General features: G+C 46.3%; 21 protein-coding genes. 17 read left to right on the top strand and 4 right to left on the bottom strand.

Annotation, left to right across the window (positions count from 1 at the left end; genetic code table 11):
• Nucleotides 1-216: 216 nt before the first annotated feature.
• The 3 genes from KGF70_RS06805 (at nt 217) to KGF70_RS06795 (ending at nt 3163) form a co-directional block, all read left to right on the top strand.
• Nucleotides 217-894: a VIT family protein gene (locus KGF70_RS06805; protein ID WP_003639952.1), complete on the top strand. Its 678-nt coding sequence runs from the start codon at nt 217-219 to the stop codon at nt 892-894.
• 26 nt (nt 895-920) lie between these two features.
• Nucleotides 921-1619, top strand: coding sequence for a VIT family protein (locus tag KGF70_RS06800; RefSeq protein ID WP_050338306.1), 699 nt, complete (start codon nt 921-923; stop codon nt 1617-1619).
• Nucleotides 1620-2275: 656 nt separating this feature from the next.
• Entirely contained in the window at nt 2276-3163 is an 888-nt protein-coding gene (locus KGF70_RS06795) for a DMT family transporter (RefSeq protein WP_050338367.1), read from the top strand.
• An 81-nt stretch (nt 3164-3244) separates the two neighbouring features.
• Here the strand turns inward: KGF70_RS06795 and KGF70_RS06790 are convergent, their stop codons facing one another.
• Both KGF70_RS06790 and KGF70_RS06785 read right to left on the bottom strand, forming a co-directional pair.
• Entirely contained in the window at nt 3245-3703 is a 459-nt protein-coding gene (locus KGF70_RS06790; protein ID WP_050338307.1) for a GNAT family N-acetyltransferase, read from the bottom strand.
• 519 nt (nt 3704-4222) lie between these two features.
• Nucleotides 4223-4861, bottom strand: a complete 639-nt coding sequence (locus tag KGF70_RS06785) for an SDR family oxidoreductase (RefSeq protein WP_216768298.1) — start codon at nt 4859-4861, stop codon at nt 4223-4225.
• 166 nt (nt 4862-5027) lie between these two features.
• Between KGF70_RS06785 and KGF70_RS06780 the strand changes: the two genes are divergently transcribed.
• The 11 genes from KGF70_RS06780 to KGF70_RS06730 all read left to right on the top strand — a co-directional run bounded on the left by KGF70_RS06780 (nt 5028) and on the right by KGF70_RS06730 (nt 12571).
• The gene (locus KGF70_RS06780; protein WP_003639947.1) at nt 5028-5171 is read left to right on the top strand and encodes a hypothetical protein; all 144 of its coding nucleotides are present in this window, start codon (nt 5028-5030) and stop codon (nt 5169-5171) included.
• A gap of 261 nt (nt 5172-5432) precedes the next feature.
• Nucleotides 5433-5771, top strand: a complete 339-nt coding sequence (locus KGF70_RS06775) for a hypothetical protein (protein ID WP_225083458.1) — start codon at nt 5433-5435, stop codon at nt 5769-5771.
• A 94-nt stretch (nt 5772-5865) separates the two neighbouring features.
• Nucleotides 5866-6309 (top strand): Hsp20/alpha crystallin family protein, encoded by a 444-nt coding sequence (locus KGF70_RS06770; RefSeq protein ID WP_216768297.1) that lies wholly within the window; start codon nt 5866-5868, stop codon nt 6307-6309.
• A 233-nt stretch (nt 6310-6542) separates the two neighbouring features.
• Entirely contained in the window at nt 6543-7049 is a 507-nt protein-coding gene (locus KGF70_RS06765) for a putative immunity protein (RefSeq protein WP_003639943.1), read from the top strand.
• A gap of 34 nt (nt 7050-7083) precedes the next feature.
• Nucleotides 7084-7449, top strand: coding sequence for a hypothetical protein (locus KGF70_RS06760; protein ID WP_003639942.1), 366 nt, complete (start codon nt 7084-7086; stop codon nt 7447-7449).
• 67 nt (nt 7450-7516) lie between these two features.
• Complete coding sequence (gene mutY / locus KGF70_RS06755; RefSeq protein WP_216768296.1) at nt 7517-8617, top strand: A/G-specific adenine glycosylase; 1101 nt, start codon at nt 7517-7519, stop codon at nt 8615-8617.
• 90 nt (nt 8618-8707) lie between these two features.
• Nucleotides 8708-9031 carry a hypothetical protein gene (locus KGF70_RS06750; RefSeq protein ID WP_003639940.1) on the top strand — a complete coding sequence of 108 codons (324 nt, stop codon included), beginning with the start codon at nt 8708-8710 and terminating at the stop codon, nt 9029-9031.
• A 1112-nt stretch (nt 9032-10143) separates the two neighbouring features.
• Nucleotides 10144-10530, top strand: coding sequence for a DUF488 domain-containing protein (locus tag KGF70_RS06745; protein WP_216768295.1), 387 nt, complete (start codon nt 10144-10146; stop codon nt 10528-10530).
• 195 nt (nt 10531-10725) lie between these two features.
• Nucleotides 10726-11130 carry a Spx/MgsR family RNA polymerase-binding regulatory protein gene (locus tag KGF70_RS06740; protein ID WP_003639938.1) on the top strand — a complete coding sequence of 135 codons (405 nt, stop codon included), beginning with the start codon at nt 10726-10728 and terminating at the stop codon, nt 11128-11130.
• 155 nt (nt 11131-11285) lie between these two features.
• Complete coding sequence (locus KGF70_RS06735) at nt 11286-11714, top strand: MarR family winged helix-turn-helix transcriptional regulator (protein WP_050338313.1); 429 nt, start codon at nt 11286-11288, stop codon at nt 11712-11714.
• Nucleotides 11711-12571: an SDR family oxidoreductase gene (locus tag KGF70_RS06730; protein WP_101874163.1), complete on the top strand. Its 861-nt coding sequence runs from the start codon at nt 11711-11713 to the stop codon at nt 12569-12571. The genes KGF70_RS06735 and KGF70_RS06730 overlap by 4 nt, the downstream gene beginning before the upstream one ends.
• A 246-nt stretch (nt 12572-12817) precedes the next feature.
• On the opposite strand, the gene KGF70_RS06725 is transcribed toward KGF70_RS06730, so the two are convergent.
• Nucleotides 12818-13318 (bottom strand): phosphatidylglycerophosphatase A, encoded by a 501-nt coding sequence (locus KGF70_RS06725; protein ID WP_003639935.1) that lies wholly within the window; start codon nt 13316-13318, stop codon nt 12818-12820.
• A gap of 189 nt (nt 13319-13507) precedes the next feature.
• Between KGF70_RS06725 and KGF70_RS06720 the strand changes: the two genes are divergently transcribed.
• The 3 genes from KGF70_RS06720 (at nt 13508) to KGF70_RS06710 (ending at nt 17983) form a co-directional block, all read left to right on the top strand.
• Nucleotides 13508-14410, top strand: a complete 903-nt coding sequence (locus KGF70_RS06720) for an alpha/beta hydrolase (RefSeq protein WP_253954777.1) — start codon at nt 13508-13510, stop codon at nt 14408-14410.
• Between the two features lie 312 nt (nt 14411-14722).
• On the top strand, nt 14723-16105 hold the full coding sequence (locus KGF70_RS06715) for an amino acid permease (RefSeq protein WP_050338316.1): 1383 nt from the start codon (nt 14723-14725) through the stop codon (nt 16103-16105).
• 453 nt (nt 16106-16558) lie between these two features.
• Nucleotides 16559-17983, top strand: a complete 1425-nt coding sequence (locus KGF70_RS06710) for a Na+/H+ antiporter NhaC family protein (protein ID WP_216768293.1) — start codon at nt 16559-16561, stop codon at nt 17981-17983.
• A 1011-nt stretch (nt 17984-18994) separates the two neighbouring features.
• Here the strand turns inward: KGF70_RS06710 and KGF70_RS06705 are convergent.
• Nucleotides 18995-20095, bottom strand: coding sequence for an SIS domain-containing protein (locus KGF70_RS06705; protein WP_050338368.1), 1101 nt, complete (start codon nt 20093-20095; stop codon nt 18995-18997).
• Nucleotides 20096-20235: the final 140 nt, after the last annotated feature.

The following is a 20235-nucleotide window of genomic DNA, read 5'->3' as shown; positions in this document are numbered from 1 at the left end:
TTTTGTGTCCAATTAAGATCATTAGCGACAGTTTTGCGGTCCGTAACCGATAGATTGATTAACTTTAATAATAAAATGGTGGTACACTAGATTATGGTTTAGGGGTACATAACTTATACTTGATAATGATTCCAAATAAGCCTTGCAATTCTCTGGAAAAAGATATAATATTTACTAGGTAAGAATGATTATAAAGTAAGTACGGAGGCGGCAAACATGAAGAAGAAAATGTCCTTAGCACAACGAGTTAACGTGCTACGTGCAAGTGTTATGGGGGCTAACGACGGAATTCTTTCCGTTGCCGGTATTGTTGTTGGGGTCGCGGGGGCCACGACGAATAGCTTTTCGATTCTGATTTCCGGATTAGCAGGCATGCTTGCCGGAACGATTTCGATGGCAATGGGTGAGTACGTCTCCGTGAATACGCAGAAGGATTCGCAAAAAATGGCGATCGCCACGCAAAAGGCGGCATTAGCCGATGACTATGAGGCGCAAGCAGATATGGTCGCGCAAAAATATATCGAACAGGGCATCAGCGAACCACTAGCCCGACAAGCGACTCAGGAAATGATGGCTGAAGATGCCTTGTCGACGACGGTTCGGGAACGGTATGGCTTCAATCCGAATCAATTTATCAGCCCGTATGCAGCTGGGATTGCCTCGATGATTGCCTTTCCAACTGGCTCGATTCTGCCACTAGTCTCAATCACATTTTTCCCACCACATATCAAAGTGTTCGCCACGGTCATTGCGGTCGCCATTGCGTTAACCATTACGGGTTACGTGGCGGCGGTGCTCGGAAATGCCAATCGGCGTCAGGGAATGTTACGTAATGTGGTTGCCGGATTGTTAACGATGATCGTGACCTACTTTATCGGTCACTTATTTGCCTGATGAGTAGGGCCAAGGGGAGCGAGAATATGCAGTTAACGAATACAAAAACGAAAAAATCAAAACAAACGATGGATGAGAAGCTGAACTCGCTACGGGCCGGCGTTCTCGGCTCCAATGATGGAATTTTAACGGTTGTCGGAGTGCTGTTCAGTGTTGCGGCGGCGACCACCAACCAATTTACGATTTTTATTGCCGGGCTATCTGACCTGCTAGCCTGTGCGTTTTCGATGGCATCTGGCGAATACGCTTCTGTCAGCACGCAAAAAGATACGGAAAAAGCAGTCGTCGAAAAAGAACGGCAATTATTAAAGACGGACTTTGCAGGTGAATTACATGCTGTTCAACGGCACTATATGAACTTAGGCGTTACGGAAGCGACGTCGTTAGAGATTGCCAAGGATCTTTTATCAAAAAAGCCACTCGAAACCGTCGTCCGCGTTAAGTACGATATGGAACTCGGACACTATATGAACCCGTGGGACGCAGCTTTTGCTTCGTTATTTTCCGCTTCAGCCGGCGGTGTTTTCCCACTGTTTGCGATGACATTTGCGCCAGCACATCTACAGTGGCCCGCCACGATTATTGCGGTGTCCGTTGCGGTTGCCTTAACCGGATACTTATCCGCCGTGCTAGGTAAGGGTAACGTCAAAACTGCCGTTATCCGGAACGTGATTGTCGGGATTATTACGATGTTTATTCACTACTATGTTGGGACGTTATTTTAAAAAATAAATTACTGCTCATCTCATTTTGCCTGCCAACACTTGTCGGTCAAAATGAGTAGTGGTAGTATGTATTTGGGTCATGAAGATACCTCTATAAATTTTAGCCTCGTGCTAAAACTGTCGGTCTCCATGGTCTTTTTTTGTGCGTTCATGGGTGTGGTTCTTGATATTAAGATTTGCTACTGAGTTGGATTATTGTTCGTCAGCCGATGCGCGCCTTAGTCCGACTTCCGGGGCCGGCTGACAACGCTGGAACAGGGCGGACATCGATTTGAACTCACGCAGAAACCTACAATTAGCAAGTTTACGCTAACTCGCACTTATTTCTCAGCGGGCCTCAGCTGGCTGTTTTTGAACTTAAGAATCGCTCTGTTTTAATCACGATTCATAAAAAGGTATCTAGCACGAATACATATTACTGATGAGTTGAACCAGTCTGAAGCAAGCAAACAGGCGGGTTCAACTTTAACTTTTCTTAAAATGTTCGGTATTGACCGCTGTAGACGGTTGGCCAAGGTAATTATGATAAAGCTGGCCGAATCTTGCTAATAAACAAACGGTAATTTTCAGTGAGTTTTAATTTAGTCCCGGTATAATATTGCCATTAATTAAATTGAGGTAGAGCTAAATTGAAAAATACGACAACTAGCCGTTACATGAAAGGCATTATGTGGGCGATGCTCGCATCTACGCTTTGGGGAATCTCGGGAACGGTCATGCAATTCGTTTCCCAAAACCAGGCGATTCCGGCTGACTGGTTTCTTTCAGTGCGGACGTTATCCGCTGGTATCATCTTGTTAGCGATTGGTTTCGTGCAACGCGGGACCCAGATTTTTAAGGTGTTTAAATCCTGGGCTTCGATTGGGCAACTAGTTGCGTACGCAACGTTAGGCCTAATGGCGAACATGTACACGTTCTATATTAGTATTGAGAAGGGGACTGCGGCGGCTGCCACGATTTTACAATACCTGAGTCCACTATTTATCGTGCTAGGAACGCTGGTATTTAAAAAGGAACTGCCCTTACGAACTGATCTGATCGCGTTTGGCGTCTCGCTACTGGGGGTCTTCTTAGCGATTACAAAGGGTAACATTCATGAATTAGCAATTCCAACGGATGCTCTCATCTGGGGGATTCTATCCGGGGTGACGGCCGCGTTATACGTGGTGTTACCACGGAAAATCGTTGCGGAAAACTCACCAGTCGTGATCCTTGGTTGGGGAACGCTGATTGCCGGAATTCTGTTCAACCTATATCATCCAATCTGGGTTGGAGCGCCTAAAATCACGCCGACCTTGGTTACTTCGATTGGGGCCATCGTGTTGATTGGGACGATTTTTGCATTCTTATCATTACTGCACAGTTTGCAGTATGCGCCATCCGCAGTCGTCAGCATCGTGGATGCGGTCCAACCAGTTGTCACCTTTGTGCTAAGTATCATCTTCTTGAACTTGCAGGTGAGCTGGATTGAAATTCTCGGTTCATTATTGGTGATCGTTGCTATCTACATCTTGCAACAATATCGCAGTGACCCGCTTAACTAACTGAATTAACTAAAAATGGCGAACCTTGAGTAGTGTGCTCATTGGTTCGCCATTTTGATTGTTAGTATTAAGGGTGCGGTGCTACGCCAACACCAGCTTTTTGGCGGGGGCGTGCATCTTGATGACCTCAGCGCCCAAGTCCGTGTAAGGCTGGCCTTCAGCAATCAGCCCGAATTTTTCATAAAACTTGCGCACCTGGGTCTGAGCGTCGATTTCGATAGTCGCATCGCGATAATGGACTTTTAGAATGGCCATGACGTGGTTCATCAGTTGCTTGCCAAGGCCGGTTCCCCGGTAGTCGCTGTCAGTTGTGATGCGGCCAAACGAGACGATGCCGGCATGCTCATAGATGCGCGCGTAAGCCACTAAGCGACCATGATCGTAGGCAAAGACGTGGCGCGCCGTCAAGTCAGTGTCGTCGGGATCCTGATAAGACCGCGACTGTTCTTTAACAAATGTTTTAGCGCGTAGTTGGTAAATATCATGTAGTTGGGTCGTGGTTAGACCAGTAAATTGCTTAACGTACCATGTTAAATTCACGATGAACCCCTCCTTGAAAACTGACGCATTAATCGCCGGTTATTTTCAAATTGAGTCTACAATTTAACACGGGTATTGGCAGGCGTCAATCGTAAAGACCCGTGATTTGACGCGCTTTAGCGGCTGATTTTTAATGAGATACGTGTGAGAAAGTGGATGCCGATATGACTTGATATTAGTCAGTTAATTGGCGATGGACGTCAGTTTGTTATTGAGATATTCTAATTTTTCTCATAAAAACAATGTTAGTGGTTCGCTTGTGGTGGCTACAAATTTCTAAATACTAGTACTTTTAGTGCGCCAGTGGATTTGACATTCACTTGGATGGCCCTAAATGGACTCCAGTTAACTAGCTATTTGGAGATGGCGCGGCGGCTTATCTAACTAACTTTGCGGCACGCAGCTTAAAACTAAAGGACCTGCGACCGGTTGATGACGGCTTCGCAGGTCCTTTAGTTTTTTGAATTGGTGTTCGCTAATTTGATTAATCGCACACGTCGAATTGGATAGTCATTAAGCTCAATACCAAGCTGGTTTATCCCCATCAGTATTCGGCTTGTTGACGCCTAATGAAGCGCGAACACTGTTAGTTGGGTCTTGAATCAACTTGACCACGAGCGCTGCAATACTCTTGCGTGAGACCTCGGTCCCCTTGAAGGCGTCGTGACGCTGGGTCGTTTCGTAATCAATCTCGTCTTTATTCGTTAACCAGGCTGGCCGAATGATGGTGTAGTCGAGGTCGGAATTTTCCAAGACTTCGGCGGCCGCGTAATAGCGGGTGAGGTAATCGCCCAAGGTAGCGTTGTTCCATTCCCCGAACTTGCCCGGCACTTCATCGTAAATCCCTAAGGTTGAGATCCAAATGAGCCGTTTGAGACCGGTCGTATGCATCGCAGCTAAAATCGTTTCAGCTTGTTGCTTGATATTTTGACCAGCTAAGTTTGCGTAAATGACATCCTGACCAGCCATGGCCTGTGTCAATTTGGACTCGTCAGTGGTGTCACCATCAATAATCGTGACCCGCTCCGATTTTAAGGCCGCGACCCGCTCGCTATGACGTAAGTAAAGTGTCAGTTCATTGTCGGTTTCGGCCAGTAATTGTTGTTCGGCTAGCCGGGCAATTTGGCCCGCTGCCCCTAAGATTAGTACTTTTGACATGTAATCCCCTCCTGAACAACTTAACTGTAAACTTTATAATTACAGAATGCAAGTAAGCAGTTTCAAAAAAGTTGGATAAAAATTGTGCCACTTTTTGAATTTAGACCTATAATGAACATGTAGCGAAGATTAGTCTTCGCCGTCCAAGATAAAAGAGGCGATAATCATGGCACAAAAGCTTAGCAAGGAACAAAAAAAGGCTATGATTCAAAAAGCCGAAGAAGAACGTGCAAAGCATCCAAAGAAGAAGAGTGGCGTTTCCGGTTTCGAAACGATCGATGAAGATGCTAAAAAGTTATCTAACAGTTAATTATTAGCGTTATTCTTCAGTGAAGAGTGGGACTTAGGTCCTGCTCTTTTTATTTGCTGTAAAATCAGTTACGGTGCTGATTCGGGAAGAGTCCTACGCTCAGTTAAGCGCAACTTGGTACCACAATCATGAGTTAAAACGGCCAGCGTCATAACGGTTTGCAAACGCGGTCATTGTTGGCGGTAATCCAGATTTCATAACAATGGCTGTTCCCCGGTCCATGCAGTATAATAGCCCTAATCAATGATGGGGGTGACGTGTATGGATCAATTTACAACATTCATGGCACAATTGGACGCCGCATTAGCACAAGAGCAGCTGGCGCCTGCTGAGTTGGTGTTTGTGCCAGTGACCTTTAGTTTCCATGATCAGCACCTACACGTGGCAATTAATATGTTGCAGACTTCGTTCAATCAGGGTGACAATGCGTTTGGGGTCGCGGATATTCTGGACCGAATTCGGATGCTCGTTGGAATCGAGTTGGCTGATCGGCCGCAATCCCGTTGGCCGCGCAAAACGACCACGCAGGCAATGACGATCACACCGCACAAAATGGTCCGTGTGATTCCAGTCGATATGCAAGCGTATCGAGTCGACTGATTAGCACTCGATGCGTTAGAGTGCTAAATTGTTGCAATTTTGATGAAACTGCTTATGATTAAAACTGTAAACAAGTTGAAAGGGTGATTGCATAATGGCTAATGAAATGATGAATTGGCACAATGATTTATTCGATCGGTTGAATGACTGGACTAAGATGGATGATTTAGTTAATGGCTTAGGCCGCTCATTCTTAAATGTTGGTTCCCACGGCTCAGTATTGAAGACTGATATTAAGGAAACTGATGACCAATATACGATGAAAGTTGATGTTCCTGGGATCGATAAGCAAGATATTGCCTTGAAGTATCGTGATGGGACATTATCAATTGCCGTAAAACGCGACAGTATCAGTGATGAGAGCGACAAGGACGGCAATGTCATTGCCAGTGAACGTCAAACGGGACGGTTCGGTCGGCAGTACTCATTACCAGACGTCGATGTTGATAAGGTCGAAGCACGTTATGAAAATGGTGTTTTACAATTGACCTTGCCGAAGAAAGCGGCTGCTGATACGCACCACATTGAAATTCAATAATTCGTTTCACAGAACGGCTGACCGGTAGTTATCGGTAGGTCGTTCTTTTCGTTGCTATAAGGGATAATGAAACGGTTACAAAAGTTTGTAAATTTTTTGTGAAATCTGGAATCAGATACTCACATCTTCGGCTGATTTCTGGTACAATTTAATCCTATCGAAAGTTAAGTGACACCATTTTTCGATAGTTGTGTCGTTTTGTTGTCGGATTTGTAAGAAAGTAGGAATGCGTGATGACGGAAGGTTTTAGACCGAGTCACCCTAAGATTGAGATTGACGATGACCCTGGAATACGGGCCCAAATCGAAGCTTTGACTGGTGAACTCTCACAACAACAATTGGCCAAATGGGCGCTGATTATCGCCAAGAAGGCCTTGCAATATGTTGATGACCAACAGAAATATGATCGGCAGTTACGGTTGGCAATCGATGCCAATGAGCTCTGGCAAGTGAACTTAGTGAGCGGCTATCAGGTGCGGCAAGCACTGGCCCGTCTCTCGAAGTTGGCTGCCAATACGACCAGCTCGATTGGTGCGGCAGCATTGGACTGTGTCCGGTGGGCCGTGGCATCTGCGGATGCGGATGAAAATGCCTTGCGAGCTTCCGACCAAGCAATCAAGTTGATTAATTTAACACAGCCGAACAATGCAGCGGCAGTTACTGCTGAACGTCAATGGCAGTATGAGCAATTAGCTGGACTGGCTGCAAATATCCAGCAAGGATTACGTCGTATGCTATAATCTTCACAGAGATCAAATTAGGTGGGGATAACTTATGGCAGCGGTACATGCAGAAGCAAAGGCGGAGTTGTTGCGTCAGTATCAAGAAATCGTAACGAAGTATTTAACCAATATTAAGGAAACGGTGGATGTTGAGGCGCATTTTGAATTAAAGAACGAACCGGGATTTAATTATTTTGTTGATTACTTATTTTTAGCGAACGTCTGTTACCAAGCTAGTTTGGATATTTTGAACAACGAGGATGACAAGTACCCAGAAATCAATAATCAATTAGCAACCGTGATTTTAAAATATCCAGAGTATCTGACATTAGCGGTATTTAACGCTGATTTTCAGGATGAAAGTGTCACTGACCATTATGAAAAGACGTTAGTTGATCTTGCACATACGTTAGATTAATAACTTAGAACGATAACGGCCGCGGACTTCGGATGACGAAGCACCGGGCCTTTTTTGGAGGAACGCAATGATTGAGTGGGATGCAGCAACCATTAAGGATTTTCAAACAACGCTACTGGCTTGGTTTGATGAAGAAGGCCGGGACTTGCCGTGGCGCCATGACCATGAGCCCTATCACGTCTGGGTATCGGAGATCATGCTACAACAGACGCAAGTTCAAACGGTGATCCCGTACTATCAACGTTTCATGGCCCTATTTCCGACCATCGCCGATTTGGCAGCCGCCCCGGAATCCCAATTATTGAAGGCGTGGGAAGGGCTCGGTTACTACTCACGTGTACGGAACATGCAACGGTGTGCTAACCAGCTACTGACAGATTATGATGGGCAGTGGCCACGTACAGCCGCAGCGTTGACGGACTTGATTGGGATTGGCCCCTACACGGCGGGCGCGATTGCCAGCATCGCTTTTAATGAGCCGGTACCCGCCGTCGATGGTAATGCGTACCGTGTCTTTAGCCGCTTATTAAAAATCGACGCGGATATTGCCAAACCGCAGACCCGTGCGTTATTTGAGCAAGTCATTAGTCGGATTATACCGCACGACCGGCCAGGCGATTTTAACCAGGCAATCATGGATTTAGGGTCCAGTTACATGACGGCTCGCCAGCCAGACAGTGCGCATTCACCCGTCAAACGATTCAATCAAGCGTATTTGGATGGCGATGAGTTGGCGTATCCCGTCAAGACCAAGAAGCCCCGGCCCAAGCCAATCGCTTACGTCGCGGTGCTCGCTCAAATGCAGGACCACTGGTTGATGACGCAGCGGCCAAGCAACGGCATGTTAGCAAATCTATGGACGGTTCCCTTGATTCCCATTGAAGAGCTGGACTTGGATGAGGATTATCAGCCGGCTGATTTAGTTGCGGCAGTCGAGACCTATTTAAAACAAGAGTATCGCTTAACTTTGACGGCGCACTACCTGGACAAACGCCCCGTGACCCATACGTTTACCCACCAAAAATGGACGATCCAAGGGGTGGGTGGCGAAGTTATGTTAAGTGACTTAGCATACTTTGCGGGCAAGGCGGTGACAACTGCAGAACGGCAGCAATTACCGATGCCTAAGGTCCAGGAGAAGATTTTTACGCGATATTTGAGTGATTGATTCCGTAAACATTAAATACCTTTCAGCCCTCAGATATGCTATGGTTGTGGTAGAATATAGCCAAATTAATATTGTGACGGAGGGTCGCGCATGCTGAATGTATTCGATATTGTTAAGCTAACCAAGATAGACCATAAAGAAGTTGACAGTAACCAAGTCGTTGTCACGGACGGCAATGGCAAGCCCAATGCGATTTTAACCGAACTACTCAATGATGTGGTAGGGAACATGCGGATTTTTATTGATATGGAAAATATCTACTCTGTCGATGACCTCATGCAGGCATTGGCCGCACACACGCCACTACCACAAGATGTTTTGGAAGAATATGAGAAAGTCCTTCGTGAACCGATTTATAACATTAATTTTGTTCCCAAACGGGGGCAAGTTGAAGTTGTCGTTGGTGAAGGCTAGAGCCACAGCCGAAACACCACAAAGTTGCGCTAAGAATTCATGGTAATTCTTAGCGCTATTTTTTTGCGTGATTTTATAGGTTCAAGTGCTGCCAGCTTAAGCCCGCTGGGAACAGTGCGAGTTAGTGTAAACTTGCAGTGGAAGGCGCGTCTTATACCGGCTTCTAGGTATTTCTGACAACGCTGGAACGTGGTGGACACAGATTTAAGCCGACAGCCCACGTCTTAAATACTGGTCTTTCACTAACCAAGCAAAAAACGCTTGCTAAGTGAAATTTCACCACTTAGCATTGTCAGAAACACCTTCCAGCCTGGATGGTATTCGAAAGGCAGACATGGATCTACCCAACTTTTTGTTAGATTAATCGTTGGTTCTTAACATACGGTAATTTTGACATTAAACTGTCAGACTAATTTCCAATAGTCGCTAAATTATTTTTTACGCATGCTTTAAGGCTTCTGACTAGTAGCTGCACTGAACTTGCTAGAATTTTATCCAATCGTTTGAGATATCAAAGTCTCGAATTATGCACGAAGGCAATTTTATCGACTATATTCAAGACTTGTGTCCGTTGAAATTAGTGAATTATACTCAGCAATATTCTCAGTACTAAAATGCCATAAAGTATCATCAATATCGATTATAAATTTGCTCGAAGGATTCGTTTCCTAACATTCAGTGGTCAATTGTACTAAGATAGGTGGTCGTTCATCTGCCATTCGAGCGGCTTCCCGACTGGAGGGGCTGGCTGACAATGCTCAAGGGCGAAATTCTTCTTGTCCGGGTGGGTTTCCCGGGCTAGAAGAAGACTCGTATTTGAAATTGCGCAGTGGGGTTCTGCGTGAGTTCAAATCGATGTCCGCCCTGTTCCAGCGTTGTCAGCCGGCCCCGGAAGTCGGAATAAGGCGCGCATCGGCTGACGAACAGAAATCCACCAACTGGTACGTTTTAATCATGATTCATGACAAGCTAACTAGCACAATACATACATGTCTACGCTGGTAAGTGTTGGATTTTTGGGTGGTTAATTAACGAACGAACTGCGTTATAATGAAGGCGGATAAACGCTTAGATTAGTGTGGTTGATGAGACTTATAAAGGAGCGGATGAAGATGCAATTGAAGTTAGAACGAATCTATACGAAGCCCGTGGATACGGATGGTTATCGGCTGCTGGTCGACCGGCTATGGCCACGTGGTATCTCGAAGGTCAACGCGCAACTAGATGATTGGGTCAAAGAAATCGGACCGTCAACGGAATTGCGGAAGTGGTTTAATCATGATCCAGAAAAGTATCCTGAATTTGTCAAAAAGTATCAAGCAGAGCTGGATGCCAACCCAATTACGCCCGACTTTATTCGGCAAGTGGCTGAACAATTGGCGAAACAACCGGTGATTTTATTGTTCGGTGCTAAGGACGAGACTCACAACCAAGCAGTGGTCCTCCAAAAATACCTACTTGCTAGTGGTAAGCTACCGGCAACGACGACCAAAAATTAAAATATTGGTATGGGTAAACTTAATATAGGTTTTATAATAAACTGCGGACATCAAATTATTTTAATTATTTCTTGAAAACGCTAGCAATTAGCTGTGAATTTTGCTATGATTATGTTGTTAATTAATGACGTCAACTATTACAGTGCACAATAATGGGGGCTGCATTGTTAGGCAAGCAAGATTGGGGATAATATTATGATTAACTTATGTGTGTTACCAAGTACCGCAAGTTGTCGCAAGGCCCACCGCTGGCTACTAGAGCATCGAATCCCGTTTCATGAACGGAATATGAACGCGCAGCCGTTAACGGAAGCTGAAATCAAGCACTTGCTACAGTATACGTATAATGGCATTGATGATCTCATTAGTACTAAATCTAATGCATACCATCAACTCAGTAAGACGACGCCGATCGAGGACATGTCGTTGAGTGAGGCGGTCCGCGTGCTGAGCCAAACGCCGCAACTGTTACGGCGACCTATTATTTTTGACGATCACCGTTTGTTATGCGGTTTTAACCAGGATGAGATTCGCATGTTTATTCCACGCGATCAACGCGTATTGAAGATGCAAGCAATGGCACAACACCAGATGGCATAAGAGTAGCCGTCGTTTTGGGGAAGTTCATAAATTTAATAAGCGCTTATCTGTCATAAAAAACTGATGTGAACAGGTAAGCGCTTATGTTTTGCATAAATTTGACAAGTGCTGGCCATTTAGTTAGTATACTAACTAAATGGAGGTACGGCTGACGAATGAATAATACGGGATATTTGATCATGCAATTAGCGAAGCAGATGCGGTATCAGTTGAATCAGCGTTTGCTCGCACAAGGGTTGACGGTTCAGCAGTGGGCAGTCATGCAACAAATCGACTTGTGGCAACAACGAACGGAGACTGCGCCAACGGCTAACCAGCTTTGCCAGCAGCTCGACATGGATAAGCCGACGATGTCTGGCATCGTGCGGCGGTTGACGGCTAAGCAATTTATTGAACAGCATCCTAATCCAGACGATCAGCGAGCGAAGTTATTACAACTGACGTCTGAGGGGACGGTCGCGTTACACGCAGGTCAGCAGGTGAGTGACGAGGTGTTAGCGCTAAGTTTGCAGGCATTAACAGCAAGCGAACAACAAACGCTACAACAGTTGTTACGTAAATTAGAGGGGGAGACGTTCAAATGAAAATTCTAGTGATTGGTGGTACCGGCAACATTGGCTTGCCGCTGATTCAATATTTGAATCAACAAGCAGGGGTCACGGTCGTCGCAGGTGCTCATAATGTGGCCAAGGATCAACGGCAATTAGCTGACTATCCGGATGTCGAGCTGCGACCATTTGATTTTTTGAATGCGGAGACGTTTCGGCCTGCTTTACAAGATGTCGAGAAGGTCTTCTTTGTTCGACCACCACAGTTAGCTAAGCCGAAAGAAGACATGTTGCCATTTTTAACCTGTTTAAAGGACCAGCATATTAAGCAGGTCGTGTTCGTCTCATTGATGGGCGTCGAACACAATCCGATGACACCCCACCATCAGATTGAAAAAATGATTGTCGAGCTGGGACTGCCATACACGTTCATTCGGCCCAGCTTTTTCATGCAAAACCTGAACACGACGCATCGTGAAGACATTCAGCAGAATCACGACTTGTTTATTCCAGCCGGTCGTGCTAAGACTAGCTTCATCGATACGCGTGATATTGGCGAGATTGCCGGCGTCGTCTTGCTTAATGACCAGTATCTACAACAAAAATTGACGGTCACCGGTCCCGCGGCACTGACTTATCAAGAAATCGCCGCGCAAATGACCACGATTTTTGGCCATCCCGTGACTTATAGCCGCCCCAGCTTACTGAAATTCCGGCGGGTAATGTTGAGACGTGGCCTGAAGAAGGATTACGTCAACGTCATGGTCATGCTCTACCTCATTACACAACTCGGTAACGCCAAAGCAGTCACCACCACCGCTGCCGAGGTTCTCGGGCGCCAACCCCACGACATCACCACCTATCTTCGAGACTATATTGACGAATTAAGTTAGGCCAGCATCATTACTTTTGGCAGCTGTGTGATATGCCATGTCGTATTTGAAGCGCGCTGATGATTGGCCTGATACTCGTCTGCATGTGCTCATCTTGCTCCGACTTCAGGGTCTCAGCTGGCCGTTTTTTGACCCAAACGCCTTGAACAATTTCAATCATGGCTAAATCTAACTCAAAAGCCCTGCCACAAGTCATTCATGATTTGTAGCGGGGCTTTAATTAGGGCGTAAAATGTCGAATAAGCGTTAAGCGTATTTGTGGGCGATTTTGGCAGCGGCTGCGGCGGCAATTGAACCGACTAAATCGTCGATGAAGGTGTTGACGACCCCAGATTTGTCCGTGTCGAGCTTTTTGATCACGCCTTCTTTGACTTTATCAACGTAACCATAATTGGTCACGCCAATCGTGCCGTAGATGTTGGCCATGTTGAGTGCCAAGCCTTCGTCAACGCCGAAGACGCCGGCGTCACTGGCGATGATTGATTGTAGTGGCTCGTTGAGTTGTCCCTCTGTAGCGAGGCGGTCAAGTTCGAGCGCGACCATCGCGTTGTTGAGCAATTCCCGTTTATGCAAAACTTCGTGGATTTCTTGTTCACATTCGGCCACCGTCAAGTCTGGGACGTATTTGGATTGTAACCGATACGTGATCTTGGCGATTTCTAGTGGCGTGATGTCCTTGGCAGCTAAGGCGTGGATGACAAATTCATACGCCGCCTTATCCGGATATTTAAATGTTGGTTTTTCCATGATTTCCTCCAGTCAATGATAAGCGATTAATTAGGTTAATCAGCTAACCTACTTCCTCCATTATAACGAGCTTGGGGCTGAAAGAATATGAATAAGTACGATAGTTGATCCGTTTGGAAACGATTGTTTGTCATTTGCGTTCAAACGCGTAAAATAAACATGTTAAACATAATGAAGGGTACGATAAATTTGGTGAAGCAAATGCGAACGGGGACGCGGTTGCTGTTACTGACGTTTGTGATCGTGGCGGCCATCGTCTTGCTAGGTGCGCGCAACAGTGACACGAAGATCACGAAGGTAACGAGTCAATTGACGTCGCGTTCTGTCCGGGGAATCAAGCAACAATATCAACAATCGAAGACGGCGACGATTTTTCTGCATGGCTATAATGGCGGTGCGTATTCAACGAATTATTTAATTCATAAAGCTGAACAGACTGGTGCAGCCCAGAAAGCGCTCGTCGTGCATGTTTACAAGAACGGTGTGATGGCTTTCAAGGGGTATTGGCAGCGGTCAATCAAGAATCCGATGGTCCAAGTCGTTTTCCAAGATAATCACGCCTCACAAAAGGCACAAATCTATTGGCTACACCAGGTCCTGGTCCAGTTGAAAGCCAAGTATGGGGTTACGGGGTATAATGCGGTCGGTCATTCGTTAGGTGCCAATGACATTATTAACCAGGCGTTGAAGTATGGACATGATAAAAGCCTGCCAACGTTACATAAAGTGGTGACGATCGCCGGACCGTTCGATGGCCTGACAGGTTTTCTGAATACGCAAACGGAAGCGCAGGCACGCCGACTGGCAGTTAAGCCGACACGGTTTACCAAACACTTTGCGACGATGCTGAAATACCGCAAAAACTTTCCGCAGCACGTCAAACTCTTGAACGTGTATGGTGATACGAATACTGGCTATAACAACGATGGCTTTGTGGGTGTCGCGTCGGCACGGGCCGTTCGCTACCTGTTACGTGGCAAACTTACGCAATATCGCGAAGCCTTTTACAGTGGTGCGGATGCCGCCCACTGTGCACTCAATCAGAATCCGAGTGTGGCTCAACGCATGATTCGGTTTTTGTGGTCGGCGTAATATCACTTAAGCAATAGACTGTCGATAAGGCGCTCTGATTAGAAGATTATTCTAATTAGGGCGTCTTTTTGGGTGATTTGATGATTCAAAAGTGGGGAGGAGAGAAAACTAGTGATTAGGCGCTGAATAACAACGATGATAGCGCTTTTTGAATGATGACGAACTTAATAAAATTAAGTCAATCCGCCATTACCCCGTCGAATTCGCGTCGGAGTCCTTAAAAATCCAAACCAAGTCAAAGTGAGGCCCGTGCTATAATGACGGAACATTGAGATTTAACAACAAAGCCATTAGAATTTGTGGAGGGATCTTATGAAAACAACTAACGCGGATGGAACGGTGCGGGCACTTAGTAACCGGCACGTTCAGATGATTGCTATTGGTGGCACGATTGGGACAGGATTATTTCTAGGATCAGGGAGCACCATTTCGAAGACGGGTCCGTCAGTCATGTGGGTGTACTTAGTATTAGGCTTCTTCTTCTTTTTGATGATGCGGGCGATTGGAGAGATGTTTTATGCAGACCCTTCACAACATACATTTGTCGCGTTTATTTCACGCTATTTAGGCCCGAGCGTCGGTCATTTTACGGGGTGGACTTACTGGATTGGCCTGATTTTCGTTTGTATGGCTGAGTTGACGGCGACCGCGACCTACGTCAAGTTTTGGTTGCCCAACGTTCCGGCGTGGCTGATTGAAATCAGCTTTTTACTTATTCTGGCAGCTGTCAATTTGACTGCGGCACGGCTATTCGGGGAAGCGGAGTTCTGGTTTGCGATGATTAAAATCGTTGCCATTGTGGCGTTGATCGTCACTGGGATCTTCATGATGGTCGGCCATCACCCAACGCCATTAGGTCAGGCCTCGATTGGCAATTTATTTCATAATTATCAGCTGTTCCCACACGGTATGGCTAATTTCATTTCAGCTTTTCCGATGGTCTTCTTCGCCTTTCAAGGGATTGAATTTGTCAGCATTACGATTGGTGAAGCCAAGAATCCGCATCGCGTGATTAAAAAAGCGGTCAATGAAACGTTATTGCGAATCTTATTATTTTACATCGGTGCATTGATCGTCATCATGGGAATCATCCCATGGACTTCTTTATCCCCAGACAGTAGTCCATTTGTCCAAGTCTTCAAGTTAGCTGGTTATCCTGCTGCGGCGGCCATTATTAATTTTGTTGTGTTGACTTCGGCGGCCTCATCGTTAAATAGTTGTCTATTTTCAGCCGGGCGTCATTTCTACCAGCTTGCCACTGAAATGCCAGCGACTAGCCGGATGCGGCAGTGGTTCGGGACGATTTCAAAAAGTGGTGTACCAGCCGCAGCCATCGTTTTATCCGCCGTATTGGTCTTAGTCACGCCGGTGATGAGTTTGAGTGCGGCGACCACGGCCGTCTTTACGATCGTTACTGGGATTTCTAGTGACATGTACCTGATCGTCTACACGTTAGCGATGGTCGCGCATCGGAAGTACCGACTATCTAATGATTACCTGGAAGATGGCTTCAAAATGCCGGCGTACCGGATTACCAGCCCACTGACGATTGCCTTTTTCGTCCTGATTTTTGCAAGTCTATTCTTTATTCAGGCCGACATTATCGGGGCAGTCGGGGCGATCGTTTGGACGTTGCTATTCGGAACGGTCACGACGGTCCATCAAGCACGCTTACGGGCAGTCGCTCGGGAGTGATAGGTGATAAAAGTGGGTCATTCAGATTAAAAATAAATTAAAAGATTGCTTGACGGTTAAAATGAATGGTGGTATTGTTAACCGTAAGTTAATAACAGTACGTTAAACGTTACATTAAGTAGCCATAGTTGTGGGTGTCAGGAAGCCGGTGGATGCTGCGAACCGGTCAGCAGCTATGTTTGAAATACGGTAACCGAGTTTCGAACGAACGGATAATAACTAGAACCGTTATCTTCTAGTGAGTGGTGGATTAAGTGTTTGTAATCCGCAACCTGGGTGGTACCGCGACTAGTCTAATCGTCCCTGTTGTTCTATTGAACAATGGGGACGATTTTTTTAATGAAGAGGATGAGGATAATGACTAATCAACGCTGTGGTGGGATTGCACGATATTGAAATTTTGATGACTAACATCGCTTGTCACTGAAATTGCAATCAAAGGAGTCTTGAATTATGAATAAAACGACAGAACCACAAATTAGCACCTTAGAAGCTGTGATTGTCTTATTAGTTGTCCTCGGCATTATGAGCGCCGGAGTGATTGGCTGGGGACTTTCACCCCAAGTCCCAGTCCTATTGGCGATGGGCGTCGTCACGGCCTGGGCAATGTTGCGGGGCTTTCCTTGGTCAGCCGTGAATGCCGGCATCAAGGAAGGTATCGATAAAGGAATCGTGCCAATTTTTATCTTTATTTTGATTGGTGCCATGATTTCCACCTGGATCGCAGCGGGAACGATTCCGACGTTGATGGTGATTGGGTTCAAAATTATTAATATTCAATGGTTTCTGCCATCAGTGTTCATCGTTTGTACCCTAGTCGGTGCGGCGGTCGGCAGTGCATTTACAGTTACCTCGACAGTCGGCATCGCCTTCTTCGGGATGGGTGTGACCATGAATTTGAACCCGGCTTTAGTTGCCGGGGCCATCATTAGTGGTGGTATCTTTGGTGATAAGCTTTCAACGTTATCAGAAACGAATAACCTGGCTTCAGCCGTGGTCGACACCGACTTATTCACACACATCAAGCATCTTTTATGGAGTACGTTACCCGCAGGCTTGATTTCATTAGGGTTGTTTGCCATGTTAGGCCATAGCAATACCGGAACGAGTTTGGCCAAAATCAATCAAACGGTCGCCGTGTTGAATGGCCATTTCAGCATTTCAGCCTTAGCCTTATTACCAATCGTCTTAGTGTTCGTCTGTGCAGGCTTCAAAATGCCAGCCATTCCAACCATGCTACTGAACATCTTCGTCTCAGCGGGACTCATTTTATTTGAACAACCTGGCATGTCGATGAAGAAGTTGACGGCCATTATCAACACCGGCTTCGTTTCTAAAACGGGGAATACGAGTGTCGACACCTTACTTTCACGGGGCGGTATTGTCAGCATGATGAGCATGGTGGCGCTGATTGTCGTCACACTGTCACTAGGTGGTCTGCTGGTCAAATTTGGCTTGATCAATCAGATTATGACACCCGTTGCTAAACACTTGAATAGCGATGGCAAGCTCGTTTTGGCAGGCGTGTTGACTTGCATCGGGGTCAACGTCTTCGTTGGCGAACAGTTTCTCTCCATTATCTTGCCAGGGCGGGCCTTCCGCAAAGCCTTCAATGACGGTGGATTATCAGGAAACGCGCTCGGGCGAGTACTTGAAGATGGCGGTACGGTCATCAACTACTTAGTACCTTGGGGTGTCGGTGGTGTCTTCTTAACGACGACTCTCGGCGTACCAACGGTTCAGTACCTACCATTCGTATTCTTCAGCTTACTGTGCCCAGTCATTTCAGTCATCAGTGGGTTCACCGGCATTGGCATGGCACACTTGAAACAACGCTCAACAGTCAAGGCTGAACATGCAACGACCGCACAGGCTTAATCGCTGAATGCTTTTAATATGCATTAGGTGAGTTGTTCTGGATCGTGATTGAAACGGGTCGATCAGCTGGCTTATTGTTCGTCAGCCGGCGGGCGTCCTAATCCGACCTCCGGGGCTGGCTGACAACGCTGGAACAGGGCGGACATCGATTTGAACTCACGCAGAAACCCACTGCGCAATTTCAAATACGAGTCTTCTTCTAGCCCGGGAAATTCACCCGGACAAGAAGAATTTCGCCCTTGAGCATTGTCAGCCAGCCCTTCCAGTCGGGAAGCCGCTCGAATGGCGGATGAACGGCCACCTATCTGGGTGCAATTGACCACTGAACACTTTGCGACTGGTCCTTCAGGCAAACTTTTTTGAATCAGTATTTATGATGATTTATGGTATTCAAATGCTGACAAGATCGCCTAAAGATTAGTGTCTAATTCAATGGCAGAGGCTTACAATCAGACGATAAAATCGCCGTTTGCACGGGCTTTAAGACTTTAGCATCTATGATCGCCGAGAGCAGTCTCTGCCAATATTCCGCAATACTGATGGTTCACTGTCTGATAATATGGATAAACCGACTTATTATTACCGGTAGCTAGTCTGACATTTGACCATCAAAATAACTGGTTACCAAGAAACAACGACTAGTTTATTTAAAGTTGGGTAGATCTATGTCTGCCTTTCGAATACCATCCAGGCTGGAAGGTATTTCTGACAATGCTCAGTGGTGAAATTCCACTTAGCAAGCGGTTTGTGCTTGGTTAGTGGAAGACCAGTATTTAAGACGTGGTTTGTCGGCTTAAATCTGTGTCCACCACGTTCCAGCGTTGTCAGAAATGCCTGGAAGCCGGCTTAGGAAGAGCCTCCCACTGCAAATTTACGCTAACTCGCACTGTTCCCAGCGGGCCTCAGCTGGTTGCTTTTGAACTTAATAACGAGCACAAAATCATTTCAACCAAAAAACCAGCATCGAAATCAATCGATGCTGGTTTTTGACGTAGACTTGATTAACTGAGTCTACTGTAAATTAATCGCTTTTTGAAAATCTTGATACATTAAGTGATTCAAGTTGATGCCGCGTGATTTGGCGATGAACCAAGCGAGCACTTGGAATGGAATGATGGCCATCAGCGGTGCTTTATACGGGTCGGTGACGGGATCGAGTAGGAGCGTTTGGTCATCGTTGACTGCGGGTTGTTCGCCCGTTAGGCTGATGGTGTAAATGTGCGGGGTCAACCGAGATTCATACGTTTTAACCGCTTGCAATTGTTCCATGACGGCTGGGTCAGTATTAATTTCAATATAGAACTGACAATGGTCTTCATGGACGCCCATAAAACCGCCGTGGGTAAATGAGGCGAGTGAGTAGCCGTGGGCGGGAACACGCAGGATTTCGGTAAACTTAGCTTGCATTTCAGCTAGCGTACCTGCGAGGACGTTGGCGCCGATTGCGGTGAATTGGGGCGCGTTCGTGAAGTCAATCGTGAATTTGCGGTAGAAGTCGTTAGCGCGCTGGACGGTTTGATTCATGTTTTCAATGAGAAAGCTGAATTCGTCGAGCTCTTGATTGACTGCTAGTTCGGTCAGTCGTTCTTGGAGTGCGGCGCTTCGAACCGTGAGTAACATTAAGGTCAAGACGATGGCTTGGAAGCTCAACGTGATATACGGCACGCTCTCCTTGCCCGTCATTAAATCACAAGTCGCGTCGGCGATGTCAGTGAGCACTGATTCTTTCTGATCGGTAATGATGATCGTATGAGCGTGGCTAGCTGCCCGGGCCTTGTTGATGGCCTCCAGCATGGTTGGGTCGTTTTCAGTCAGTGAGACACCAATTACCACGTCAACACTGGGGTCGGCTTCCTCATAAGTCACGTAGAGGTCTGCCGCCGCAAGCGTGACTTGTAGTCCTGCGACTTTTTGCATGTAAAGTCGGGCGGTATTGGCCGCATTCAAACGTGACCCGGTTGCCAAAATCAACCAGTGCTGCGGGTGCTTGGGTGCGTGCGCTAATGCCGCGGTAATCTGCTTCGGATAACTCGCCAATAGTCGTTCCAATACGGGTTGTTCGCGACGAATGTAGGATAACATCGTCGGATTGTTCATCATCATCAAAGTTATCAGCTCCTCAAAAGTAGTGATGGCCGTTAAGTCAGTTTTATTGTAAACGTAAATGAACCAATAGTCAGCAAGAAATGTCATAAAAACTGGCAAATTTGCCGGCTAAACTGGTTGGGACGATGACAGCTGTGGTCGTTGGA

The sequence above is a fragment of the Lactiplantibacillus sp. 7.2.4 genome, assembly GCF_018991185.1.
GTDB lineage: Bacteria > Bacillota > Bacilli > Lactobacillales > Lactobacillaceae > Lactiplantibacillus > Lactiplantibacillus pentosus.
This window is presented reverse-complemented; position numbering and strand designations above follow the sequence as displayed.